The 10,767-nt window shown below is 44.8% G+C and carries 15 protein-coding genes; 9 read left to right on the top strand and 6 right to left on the bottom strand.

All coding sequences use genetic code 11. The annotated features are described in order from the left end of the window. Positions 1–383: 383 nt before the first annotated feature. From Q0314_RS04765 to Q0314_RS04745, 5 genes are all read right to left on the bottom strand, one after another. Entirely contained in the window at positions 384–1,556 is a 1,173-nt protein-coding gene (locus Q0314_RS04765; RefSeq protein ID WP_298057098.1) for a HAMP domain-containing sensor histidine kinase, read from the bottom strand. Further along, entirely contained in the window at positions 1,544–1,816 is a 273-nt protein-coding gene (locus Q0314_RS04760; protein WP_298057096.1) for a hypothetical protein, read from the bottom strand. Before Q0314_RS04760 ends, Q0314_RS04765 begins: the two co-directional genes overlap by 13 nt. Beyond that, positions 1,809–2,471 carry a response regulator transcription factor gene (locus Q0314_RS04755; protein WP_298057093.1) on the bottom strand — a complete coding sequence of 221 codons (663 nt, stop codon included), beginning with the start codon at positions 2,469–2,471 and terminating at the stop codon, positions 1,809–1,811. Before Q0314_RS04755 ends, Q0314_RS04760 begins: the two co-directional genes overlap by 8 nt. 311 nt (positions 2,472–2,782) lie before the next feature. Next, on the bottom strand, positions 2,783–3,226 hold the full coding sequence (locus Q0314_RS04750) for a DUF1104 domain-containing protein (RefSeq protein ID WP_298057090.1): 444 nt from the start codon (positions 3,224–3,226) through the stop codon (positions 2,783–2,785). Between the two features lie 54 nt (positions 3,227–3,280). Next, complete coding sequence (locus Q0314_RS04745) at positions 3,281–4,120, bottom strand: M23 family metallopeptidase (protein WP_298057087.1); 840 nt, start codon at positions 4,118–4,120, stop codon at positions 3,281–3,283. Positions 4,121–4,212: 92 nt separating this feature from the next. Here Q0314_RS04745 and Q0314_RS04740 point away from each other — a divergent pair, with 92 nt between their 5' ends. Next, a complete protein-coding gene (locus Q0314_RS04740; RefSeq protein ID WP_298057084.1) occupies positions 4,213–4,878 on the top strand; it encodes a lipid-binding SYLF domain-containing protein in 666 nt (221 codons plus the stop codon). 30 nt (positions 4,879–4,908) lie between these two features. Here Q0314_RS04740 and Q0314_RS04735 read toward each other — a convergent pair whose 3' ends face one another. Beyond that, positions 4,909–5,118: a hypothetical protein gene (locus Q0314_RS04735; RefSeq protein WP_002945385.1), complete on the bottom strand. Its 210-nt coding sequence runs from the start codon at positions 5,116–5,118 to the stop codon at positions 4,909–4,911. A gap of 160 nt (positions 5,119–5,278) precedes the next feature. Between Q0314_RS04735 and Q0314_RS04730 the strand changes: the two genes are divergently transcribed. The 8 genes from Q0314_RS04730 to Q0314_RS04695 form a co-directional block, all read left to right on the top strand. Beyond that, positions 5,279–5,716, top strand: coding sequence for a Fur family transcriptional regulator (locus Q0314_RS04730; protein ID WP_298057082.1), 438 nt, complete (start codon positions 5,279–5,281; stop codon positions 5,714–5,716). Between the two features lie 109 nt (positions 5,717–5,825). After that, positions 5,826–6,167 carry an HMA2 domain-containing protein gene (locus Q0314_RS04725; protein WP_002952126.1) on the top strand — a complete coding sequence of 114 codons (342 nt, stop codon included), beginning with the start codon at positions 5,826–5,828 and terminating at the stop codon, positions 6,165–6,167. Further along, positions 6,164–6,811: an aminotransferase gene (locus Q0314_RS04720; RefSeq protein ID WP_298057075.1), complete on the top strand. Its 648-nt coding sequence runs from the start codon at positions 6,164–6,166 to the stop codon at positions 6,809–6,811. The genes Q0314_RS04725 and Q0314_RS04720 overlap by 4 nt, the downstream gene beginning before the upstream one ends. Before the next feature lie 22 nt (positions 6,812–6,833). Further along, entirely contained in the window at positions 6,834–7,226 is a 393-nt protein-coding gene (locus Q0314_RS04715; RefSeq protein WP_298057073.1) for a hypothetical protein, read from the top strand. 12 nt (positions 7,227–7,238) lie between these two features. Continuing rightward, entirely contained in the window at positions 7,239–7,544 is a 306-nt protein-coding gene (locus tag Q0314_RS04710) for a Cys/Met metabolism pyridoxal-phosphate-dependent enzyme (RefSeq protein WP_231679322.1), read from the top strand. Further along, positions 7,541–7,885, top strand: coding sequence for a hypothetical protein (locus Q0314_RS04705; protein WP_002952117.1), 345 nt, complete (start codon positions 7,541–7,543; stop codon positions 7,883–7,885). The genes Q0314_RS04710 and Q0314_RS04705 overlap by 4 nt, the downstream gene beginning before the upstream one ends. Next, entirely contained in the window at positions 7,869–9,944 is a 2,076-nt protein-coding gene (locus Q0314_RS04700) for a heavy metal translocating P-type ATPase (RefSeq protein ID WP_298057070.1), read from the top strand. Before Q0314_RS04705 ends, Q0314_RS04700 begins: the two co-directional genes overlap by 17 nt. Positions 9,945–9,985: 41 nt before the next feature. Beyond that, the coding region (locus tag Q0314_RS04695) for an alanine:cation symporter family protein (protein WP_298057100.1) at positions 9,986–10,767 on the top strand (782 nt) is incomplete at its 3' end.

Below are 10,767 nucleotides of genomic sequence, written 5' to 3'. Positions count from 1 at the left end.
CCCACGCAGCAGGCTGTCCGCTAGCGTAAAATACGCCGCCGCATCACCTTGCAGCTGCCAAAATCGCTCGTATAAACCGGGCACCCTAAAGCCGTCGCGTTCGAAATCTAGCGCTAAATTTAGCGCCTCATCCCGCTTACCCATACTTATTTTCCTTTATAGTTTTATCGCAAATTTTACCAGAATTTATCTTGCTTTTACGCCAAATTTAAAGCCATCGGTTGCGGAAAGATTAAGCATTAAGATAATTCAAAAATCATGCGGATTAGGCGATACGAAAACCAAATTTCATCTCGCAAAACCGTAAATCAAACCTGCTTAAATTCGACGCCATAAAAGCAGGTTTAAATTTACGGTTCAAAAACCGACCTTGCGCCGTCCTCTTAATTTTTCGTCGCGCTGCCGCCAAAACCGACGCGAAACTCCGTTAGCCCTCCGCCGCTTTTGCACGAGATTTTAAACCCGAGTTCCTCGCAAAATGTTTTAACGATGTGAAGCCCGATACCAAAGCCGCCGTTTCGCTCGTCAAACCGCGTGTAAAGATCAAAAATCCGCGGCAAATTTTCCTTCGCGATACCTGCACCGCTGTTTGAGATCGCGAGCGCACCAGGGGTTAAATTTACGCTTACCGAGCCGTTTTCGTCGCAGTATTTTATGGCGTTACTTAGTAGATTGTCGATGATTTTTCGCGTTTTTTTATAGGATGAGCGCAGCTGCACCTCGGCGATTTGCGTGCTTAAATTTATATTTTTTTGCTCCAAATTTAGCCCAAAATACCCGATCCTCTCGCGCACCAGCTCGCTTAGGCTAAAGCTCGTCGCCGCGCCGTCCTCTTTGCCGCTAAGCTTTACTAGCGTGAGGTCCTCGTATAGCGTCGAGATCGTTTTGGAGGCGGTTTTTATGTTGTTTAGATATTTTTTCGGATCGGTTTCAAACATCTCGATACTCATCAAAATGACGCTAAGAGGCGTGTTTATCTCGTGCGTCGTGTCCCTGATAAAGCCGTTTAAAAAGTCGATACGACGGTAAAGCGGACGCAGCGAAAGTCGGATGATAAAATAAGCTATGACTAAAATAGCAAGAAGTATCATAAACGAGAAAAATATTATCTTTAGTTTTAGCGTGAGAATCGCAAACTCGGGATCTGCGACCTTGACTGCGACATAGTACTCCTCCTCGCCGAGGCGATTTTTGAGATAAAACTGCACCACTGAACTCGTTCCGTCCTTATACCTTTGCGGCATGCCCTCGCGCGGCTCAAAATCATCCTCAATCTCCTCGCCCGTTTTTAAATTTACGGCAAAAGCTTCGACGTCGTCGAAATCATCGTCGTCTATCTCGCCGTTTTTTTGTAGTTTATTTTGCAGGTGATGCTGCAAATCTCGCACGATAAATACGTCGCGATCTAGTATAAAATGCTTCTCGCGCTCGTAAAACATCTGCGCGAAAAAGACCAAAAATGCGGCGCTCGTGATAAAATAAAGCAAAAAAATAGGTAAGATTTGACGGTCTGATAGTGCTGCAAAGGCTTTTTTAAGAGGTTTTAGCAAGGACATTTGCCGCCTTTTTGGTTAAATTTGAGGGTATTTTGCGGACGTAAAATTTGAAGCCTAAAGCGGCAAAAATCTTGCGTAAATTTGGATAAAATTTGAAACTCGCCCCCTGCCCTTTGCCACGCGTTAGCGGTAAATTTAATCAAATTTGCCGCTAAATTTTGAAATCTAGAGCCACAAATTTCATAAAAATATCGCGTAAATTTAGTAGCGTTTTTGGCCCAAAACCCAAGCCGCCGAGTGGCTACAAAAAGCTTAAACATATTTATAGCCTAGCTTTGATGCGCTAACGATTCGTTCTTTGCCTAAAATTTTACGCAGCTCTGCGATATAAACGCGCAGGCTAAGCTCGCTAGGGCTCTCGTCGTAGTCCCAAATTTGAGAATAAATCTCCTCCCTACTTAAAAATTTATCCTGATTTTTTAGCAAAAGCGCGAGCAGTCTGGACTGTTTTTTAGGCATCGAGACAGCCTTGCCGTCACGAAATAGCAAACCCTGATTCATATCAAAGCCCAAATTTTCGCCCAGATTTACCAGCTCGTTTTTGTTATGCACGAAGGTGCGTTTTAGCAAATTTTGCACGCGCAGATGTAGCTCTTTTAGCTCAAACGGCTTTTTGATGTAGTCGTCGCAGCCGCTAGTAAAGCCGGTTTGCACGTCGTCAAGCGTATTTAGCGAGGTCGTAAATATACAAGGCGTATTTTTGCCCGCGTTTCGCAGCTCCTCAAGTAGCGCAAAGCCGCTGCCGCCGATGATCTTGACGTCAAATATCCAAAGATCGAAGTTGCTTTCATAAGCCAAATTTAACGCATCGTCGTAGCTTTTCGCGCCCGCAGTCTCGTAGCCCTGAGCCTGCAAATACGCGCACATCATCTCAAGCAGCATATTTTCGTCCTCGACGATCAAAATTTTACTCATTTTAGCTCCGTTTTCGTTTGTTTTTGTCGTTTTACGGCGTTTTATCCGCTTGATTTTCGGGTTTTATTTATCCTGCTTGCAAGGCTCGTTTGCGTGCGATATTTCACTGAACGCTTTAAATTGACCTTAAATTCGCTCGCTCGCGCTCAAATTTAGCTACAAATAAATCCTGCGTAAATTTATCAAATTTCATCTAAATTTGAAGGTAAAATTTCATAAATTTACGTCGTCGCCAAAGTGCTTAAATTTGTAAAAAACGGAGCAAATTTTCGCGCAAATTTAAACGAAAATTCGCCTCGCAAAAGCCAAATTTACTCTTTATTTTGCGGCATATGCGGCCCTTTGCCGTCTTTATCTTTTATAAATCCGCCCTTAAAATCGTGCTTAAATTTCTTGTGAAAATCATCGTCGTCATCGTCTTTTAGCTCGATATCAAGCCTTTTAGCCTCCGCCACGCTTAGCGAGCCAACCTTGTCATTGTAGCTTTTTCGAAAATCCTGCATGAAATTTTGCCTATCAGCGACGCTCATAGCATCCATTTTCTTTACCATCTCGGTTTTTAGCCCGCGCTTAACCTCTTTTGCCTCGTATCTTAGCTTGCCAGCGCGTTTGTCTATCTCAAACGCTACCTCGCTAAGCGTCTTAGCATCGGCATTTGCGACCATTTTATAAAGCTCGTCATTTGTGCTATTTTCAAGCGACGCGGCAAAAAGTCCGCCCGCAACCAGCATACTAATCAAAACTACTTTTTTCATTTTCTCTCCTTTAAAAAGATGAGCGAAGTTTAAAGAAAAGTCGTGAAAAAAATGTTAATTTAAAATTTCGTTGATTTTTTTGACGAAATTTAGCGGATTTACCTGCACGCCGCCCGCGATCACGCCAAAGTGCAGGTGCGGCCCGCTCACTCGTCCGCTAGCACCGCTAAGCGCGATGATATCGCCTTTTTTGACGCTTTGTCCAACTTTTACGTTTAGCGCGCTTAGATGATAGTACTGCGTGTAAATGCCCTCGCCGTGGTCTATAACCACGGATCCGCCCGCGTAGTAGCGATCTTTTGCGATGACGACTACGCCGTCGTTTGCCGCGATCACGGACGTGCCGACCGCCGCTCTAAAGTCCGTGCCGCCGTGGTAGCTTTTTAAAGTACCGTTAAATACGCGCGCGGTACCGAACGGACTCGTAACTGCCGAGCTCATAGGTAGGATAAATTTGGAGTTAAATTTTAGCCCGACATTAGCCGTGGCGTAGATTTTATTCGCCTCCTCGCGCTCCTCCTCGATACGCTTTAGTACCTCTTTTGGAGGCGTCACCTTGCTGCCCTCGACGGTTATTTTTTCTTTTTTGTATTCGCCCTCTACGATCTTAAAAACCATCGTCTCATCGCCGCCTTTAAGCCCGTTTATTAGCTTGATCTCGCCTTTTTGGCGGTATCCCGCGGAAACGATGGCAAATTTTAAATTTTCATCCCCTGGCACGTTAAGCCAGCGCTTTTTCTTGCCATCGATGCTTAAATTTCCTGCAAATTTCGCCTCCACCCGCACTATCTCCACGTCGCCGTTTACGATCGTCTGAGTCTCGCTAGGCGTACCGCCCTGTCCTTTTGCGCTCAAATTTAAACATATCAAAACAGCCAAAAAAATCTTTTTCATTTATATCCTTTACGTAAATTTAACGAATAATTTTTAAATTTAATAAAAAAATACTATAATAGCGGGTAAATTTTACGAAAAAGGAAACGAAAATGAAAAGATTTTTAAAGCTTACCGCTTGCGCGCTTTTGCTCGGTCAGCTTGCTTATGCGGATTTTACGCAAAATCAAAAAGTACGAACTTCATTTGATATCTTAAACGATTTGGGCTCTAGAAAACTGCTAAATTTAAAAGATACTAGCGAAATAAGAGGCATCATGGTTATCCCTGATGTGGTTAGCGGCGGGCTAGTGGTGACGACGCATACTGGAGATGGTATATTCGTCGGCAGAAACGATGAAAATGAATGGAGCAGCCCGATATTTATAAATTTTAAAGGCGGCGGTATAGGCCTGCAGGGCGGCTATAAATCAACCGACCTTGTTGTACTGTTTAAATCAAGAAGGTCATATGCCGGGCTAATAAACGGTAAAGGCCAAATCGATCTTAGCGCCGATGCCGTAGTGCTAGCCGCCGGCGAAAAAGCCGGCGTAATGAGCGACCTACCTGAAATTTCGGCTTGGGCTACGCTAAGAGGTAAAAGCAGAGGCCTTTTTGCAGGCGTTAGCATAAATACATCTTTAATCGTGGTCGACAAAGAGGCTACATATGATTATTACGATAGAATGTACGATATGGAAGATATCTACAACAACTCTCCGAAAGACTCAAGATATACAAAAACGCTAAAAGAAGTATTGAATAAATATTTTAAATAATTAAAAGGAAAAAACGGTTTGGCCTAGCGGCTAAACCGTATAAAGAGAGACGAATCTCTTTTTGTTGATTGGCGAAAACTGCGTCATATATTCAAACGCTTCTTCATAGTCTCCGTCCGTGTATTTTGCGACCTCTTCGATAAGCTCGAAAAGCTCTTCATCGTCAAGCGATTCAAAGTTACCTCGGTTTTCCAAAACCTCCAGCAAAACCGCTTCAAGCTCTAGTTCGTCGTATGTCATGGCTTCCCTTTTAAAATTTTTGCGGAATTATGCCAAAATAACCTTTATAACCGCTTAGTCAAAATCCCCATTTTTTGAGAATTGGTCTTAAATTTATCGCATTATCAGCTTTTTTTTACTATAATAAAAATTAATTTTAATTGGCTGAAACGGCGGCAAAATGCACACTTTTGATAAATTTTATATGAAATTTTTAGAGCTTTTACGGGATTACGGATATAAAAATTCCGCCGCAAAAGAGCAAATTTTAAAAATTTTATTTTCCAGCGACGAGCACCTTAGTGCGAGCGAAATACAAAATAAGATCAAAAGCGAATTTAGACGAAACGTGAGCCTCACGGCGATCTATCAGTTTTTAAATTTTTTGCAGGATTTCGGACTCGTTCTTAGCTTTGAAGAGAGCGGGATAAATAGATTCGAGCTAAATTTAAAGTCGCATCACGACCATCTAATCTGCATAAAATGCGGCGTGGCGGAGAGTTTTTTCGATAAATATATAGAAGAAAAACAAGAGCAAATTTGTTTAAATTTAGGTTTCAAACTCGAAGGCCATGCGATGATTTTATACGGAATTTGTCCAAAGTGTCAAAACAAATAGCATTTTTTGCGCCTCTTTATCAAAAATGATTTGATAACGATATGCAAAAAAGTTTCAGTTAAATTTAAGCGTAGCAAATAGATAATACGTCAAAAAACAAAGGAGAAACATGAGCGCAGCGCCACATATACCATCGGAGTTAGTCTTACGCATAGCTTCGTATTTCACGCCGATCCACCACGTCGCAGGCCGCCTAAGAGTCCGCGTCAGCAGCGATATCAAAAAAGAAGCGGACAGCTTGCCGTTAGAAAAAATAGATCAAACGATCAAGCAAATAGACGGCATAAAAAACGTCAAATTTAATAAGCTAATCGGCTCTGCAACGATTGAGTACGACCACGAAGTTTTCCCGAAAAAGATGTGGGACGATCTGCTAAAAGGCGAAAATTTACACGAAATTTCAGCCCTCATCAATAATCTAGCTCAAAAAGCTACTGGCGGCGCAAGATGAACGAGGAGCTAAAGCAAGCCGCAAATGCGGTGTTTTTACTAGAGTCGCAGGGAGTAAAATTTTACGAAAACGTCTGCAAAAAAGATGAAATTTTTGATCAAATTTTAGCGGTGAGGCAAAGTGGGCTAGAGCTTTTAAAGCCATACGCAGACCCCGCCGACTCGCAAGTTTTTTGCGCTTTAGCGTGCGAGGATCTTGATGCTTGTTTTATAAAAGCGCTAAACTACGAGCTTGAGCTAAATGCGTTTTATGAAAATTTGACCGACAGCCTGAGCGATGAAAACTTTAAAGACGTCTGCTTTAGGCTCTGGGCTACGTCAAACAACGAATACATTCCGGCTCTCAAAGCAAAACTGGCTCAAATTTTAGCCGCGCAGTTTCAAGGAGCGGATAATGCAAACCAAGAGGAGCAAGCGCAAACGGCTCAAAATCCGAGCGAAAATATCTTAAACGCTTTTGATCCAAGCAGCTTTAATCAAATCAGCCAAACGCTAGAGCGCATAGGCTCTGGACAAGGCAGCAAAGAGGACGCTATCGCGCTTTTAAACAATCCGAATTTTTCATTTTTCGGCGGTTTGGCGCTTGGCGGACTAGCTAGCATGATGCTCAGTAAAAATTTAGACAAAAATAAAGATAAAGAATAAAATTCAACATAAAGGATAAAAAATGGCATTACCGTTTATCGCAGGAGCAATCTTAGGAGGTTTAGCCGTCGCGGCTTTTAACAACAAAGACAAAATCAAATCAACCCTTGAAAGCGGACTAGATAAAGGCAAAGAGTTTGCCGAAAACGCAAAAGAATTTGCCGAGAAAAAAATAGGCGAAGCAAAAGAGTACGCCGAGAAAAAATTTGCTAAAACAAGCGAAGAAGAAACCGAAACTAAAAAACGCAAAAGACGCACGAGCGCCGAAGTAGCCGCTGAAAAAGAAGCCAAAAAAACAAAATCTAAGAAAAAAAGCGCTCCAAGAGCTAAAAAAGCTCCGGCAAAAGCAGCCGAGCAAACCGAAAGCCTAGCCGAAGATATCGCAAACGCGCTTGAACCGAATTTAGAAAAATAATAAAGGTATAGAATGAATTTAACATCAACAACCAGACTCCCAGTAGATCATATGATAAGCGGCGCGCTAATCGGCGCGATAGCAGCGGGCGGCGTAGAAATACTAAACTATAAAAAAGGCAAGGTCAGCAAGACGCAGGCCGTAGCCAAAACGACTAAAATCGCTATCCAAGGCGGTATCGTCACGGCGTGCGCTATCAGCGCATCAAACAAACTAGTCTCGGCACGCTATCTTGCGGCTGCGGCAACCGTTGCCGTCGGTATCGCAGGCGTGGTTGCGACGGAGAAACTAATCAAAAATTTAGAGGAAAGCAAATGAAAAACCCATACATCAATCAAACTCAAACAGTAAATCAGCTAAACGATGACGGCAGCACGACGACTACGACTACGACGGTAAAGACTACCGGCGCGCCAAGCGCTTTTGATCGCGGTATAAACGACGCACTAAAGGACTTCATCCCTGCAAATTTTAATGCGGCAGGCTTTATAAAAGGTGCGCTCATAGGCGGCGTCGTGGCATACGTGCTAACAAACGAAAACGCGCAAAAAGCGCTATTTTCAGCTATCGCAAAAGGATCAAATTTGCTTCAAGCAGGATTTGAAGAACTAAAAGAGCGATTTGAAGATGTAAAGGCCGAAATTGACTCCCAAAAATAATGTTCGCATCGCGCACCTGACTAAAAACCGCGTGCGCTTCGTCTGCGAACGCATCGGCGAGGACTGTGACGAGAGCCGCCTGGAGGCTCAAATTTCGGAGTTTAGGTACGCAAAAAGCGTCAGGGTAAACAAAAAAGCAAAAAGTATTATCGTCGGCTTTGAGTCAAATTTAAACGAGATCAAAGAGTTCATCGAAAATTTGCCGATCGCAAATTTAAACAAGCGCAAAAATAGCCCGAGCAAGGCTGAAATTTACAAGGCAGCAACGGCTCTAGCCATCACGCCTCTCATAAATAGCAACGGCGTAAAAGCTATGGCTAGCCTGATAGCCGCCGCGCCACTACTAAAAGAAGGCGCAAGCGAAGCCGTAAACGAGGGTATAACCTCAAAGGTACTCGAAGCCACTGCGGTTGGCGTGAGCCTGGCTAGGCGCGACTTTTTAGCGGCAAATAGCACAAATCTCATGCTAACTATCGGCGAATACATGGAAGAAAGCGCCGTGCACCGCAGCGACGACCTCATCAAAGAGCTAGCCCGCCCAAACATCGAAGAGGTCTGGATCGAGATAAATGATCACGGTAAAAAATCCCTCAAAAAAATCGCGACCGCCGACGTCAAGGTGGGCGACATCGTGGTTGTCGGCGCGGGCGAGAGCATCGGCATCGACGGCTACATCGTAGAGGGCACCGCAAGCGTAAATCAAGTCTCGATGACGGGCGAAGCAGAACCCGTCAAAAAAGAGCGCGGAGACCGCGTTATGAGCGGAACCGTCGTCGAGGATGGGCGCATAAAAATCTGGGCCGAGAGCATAGCAGCCGAGAGCGCGACTGCTAGGATAAAATCCTACATCCAAAGCTCGCTAAACGAAAAATCGGCCGTCGGACTAAAAGCCACGAAGCTAGCCGACAAGCTAGTGCCAGTGACGCTAAGTCTAGCCGGCGTTTCGTATCTGCTTAGCCGCGATATGACCCGCGTAGCTAGCGTCTTGCAGGCGGACTACTCCTGCGCGCTAAAGCTAGCCACTCCCGTCGCATTTAAATCAAGCATCTCAAAAGCCGGCCGCAACGGCGTACTAATAAAAGGCGCCAAAGCTATCGAAGCGCTAGCGAGCGCCGATACTTTCGTATTTGATAAAACCGGCACGCTAACGCACGGTAGCCTAAGCGTCGTCAAGGTTCACTCGTTTAACAAAGAATTTACTGAAGCGCAGCTGTTAAATTTGACCGCAAGCGCTGAGGAGCACTACTTTCACCCCGTAGCCGAAGCTATCGTAAAGGCCGCGCGCGAGATAGGCTTTCACCACATCCACCACGACGAGGTCGAGTTTATCGTTGCTCACGGAGTCAAAACATACGTAGGCGGCAAAGAGGTCGTGATCGGCTCGCGGCATTTTTTAGAGGACGACGAGCAAATTTCATTTAGCAAACACGAAGAAATCATAAAAAGTGAAGTAGGCAGCGGACTCACGCTACTTTACGTAGGCTACGACAAAGAGCTCTTAGGCGTCATCGCCATGCGCGACACCATGCGAGAAAACGCCGCGCAGACGCTAGCAAAGCTACGAAAACTAGGCGTAAAAGAGCTGATAATGCTAACGGGCGACGTGCAGTCTAAAGCCGATCAGGTAGCAAGCGAGCTAGGCATCGATAGAGTCTATGCAAACTGCCTACCTACCGATAAAGCGGGCATCATCGAGCAGCTAAAAGCCGAAGGCAAAAAAGTAGCCTTCGTCGGAGACGGCATCAACGACGCGCCAAGCCTCACCAAAGCGCACGTAGGCATCAGCATGCAAAAGGGCGCCGATATAGCAAAAGCCACCGCCGACATAAGCCTGCTAAAAGACGACATCGGCTCAGTCGCCGTCGCAAAAGACGTCGCAAATAAAACTATGAGGCTGATAAATACGAATTTTAACGCTACCGTCGGTATAAACTCGCTCATCCTAGCAGGCGCTACGTTTGGACTCTTTAACCCTATCGCAACGGCCGTTTTGCACAACGGTACAACGATCGGACTGCTGGCAAATTCGATGAAAGGCGTCAAGATAGGCGCGAAGTAATTTTGAAGGAATGACGGTTGATGGATAAAATTTTAAAATTTATGAACGACGAGATGTCGCTAGCCAACGACTTTTTATACGGCTATTTTTTGGTTATCGTGCTCGTTCTTACCGGTATTTATTTTAGCTATATTACTAGATTCGTGCAGTTTAGGATGTTTTTCGAGGCTTGCAAGGTTTTAGTCGAGAAAAAGGACAAATACAACAAGCACCATCTCACGTCCTTTCAAGCGCTTATGATCTCCACCGCCTCGCGCGTAGGCATCGGAAATATCGCCGGCATCTCCGCTGCTATCGTAGCGGGCGGCCCGGGCGCGCTATTTTGGATGTGTTTGATGGCGTTTTTGGGCGCAGCTTCGGCATTTGCCGAGAGTACGCTAGCTCAAATTTACAAGACCAAAGACGTATTCGGCTTTAAAGGCGGCCCGGCATACTACATCAAAAACGGCCTGGGCATCAAGTGGATGGCGAGCCTTTTTGCCGTCATTCTCATCATCACGTACGCATACGGATTTAACGGCCTACAAAGCTACACTATGACCTCCGCCTTTCAAATTTACTACGACCAAAGCGCTGGCGCTACGAGCTTTAGCGATAGCGGCTTGCCGGTTGGTATCGGTATTATCCTAACGGCATTTGCGGCGGTGATGTTTTTTAGCAAGAGCCACGTCATCGGCAAGGTTAGCTCATATATCGTGCCTTTCATGGCACTTGCCTATATCCTGCTAGCCTTTATCGCGATCTGCTTAAATTTTGACAAACTCCCCACCGTCTTTGATATGATCATGAAAAGCGCCTTTGATTTTAAGGCGATATTCGGCGG

The organism is uncultured Campylobacter sp. (genome assembly GCF_938040115.1).
In the GTDB taxonomy this organism is placed as follows: Bacteria; Campylobacterota; Campylobacteria; order Campylobacterales; family Campylobacteraceae; genus Campylobacter_A.
The sequence above is the reverse complement of the archived record's forward strand: the minus strand, read 5'-3'. Positions and strand labels throughout refer to the sequence as shown.

Coding starts and splice junctions, on each gene's coding strand:
- Q0314_RS04750 (WP_298057090.1), bottom strand. CDS start 3,226: ATGAAAAAAGTAGTTTTGATTAGTATGCTGGTTGCGGGCGGACTTTTT.
- Q0314_RS04755 (WP_298057093.1), bottom strand. CDS start 2,471: ATGAGTAAAATTTTGATCGTCGAGGACGAAAATATGCTGCTTGAGATG.
- Q0314_RS04715 (WP_298057073.1), top strand. CDS start 6,834: ATGGCATTACCGTTTATCGCAGGAGCAATCTTAGGAGGTTTAGCCGTC.
- Q0314_RS04745 (WP_298057087.1), bottom strand. CDS start 4,120: ATGAAAAAGATTTTTTTGGCTGTTTTGATATGTTTAAATTTGAGCGCA.
- Q0314_RS04710 (WP_231679322.1), top strand. CDS start 7,239: ATGAATTTAACATCAACAACCAGACTCCCAGTAGATCATATGATAAGC.
- Q0314_RS04735 (WP_002945385.1), bottom strand. CDS start 5,118: ATGACATACGACGAACTAGAGCTTGAAGCGGTTTTGCTGGAGGTTTTG.
- Q0314_RS04740 (WP_298057084.1), top strand. CDS start 4,213: ATGAAAAGATTTTTAAAGCTTACCGCTTGCGCGCTTTTGCTCGGTCAG.
- Q0314_RS04725 (WP_002952126.1), top strand. CDS start 5,826: ATGAGCGCAGCGCCACATATACCATCGGAGTTAGTCTTACGCATAGCT.
- Q0314_RS04705 (WP_002952117.1), top strand. CDS start 7,541: ATGAAAAACCCATACATCAATCAAACTCAAACAGTAAATCAGCTAAAC.
- Q0314_RS04760 (WP_298057096.1), bottom strand. CDS start 1,816: ATGTTTAAGCTTTTTGTAGCCACTCGGCGGCTTGGGTTTTGGGCCAAA.
- Q0314_RS04730 (WP_298057082.1), top strand. CDS start 5,279: ATGCACACTTTTGATAAATTTTATATGAAATTTTTAGAGCTTTTACGG.
- Q0314_RS04720 (WP_298057075.1), top strand. CDS start 6,164: ATGAACGAGGAGCTAAAGCAAGCCGCAAATGCGGTGTTTTTACTAGAG.
- Q0314_RS04765 (WP_298057098.1), bottom strand. CDS start 1,556: ATGTCCTTGCTAAAACCTCTTAAAAAAGCCTTTGCAGCACTATCAGAC.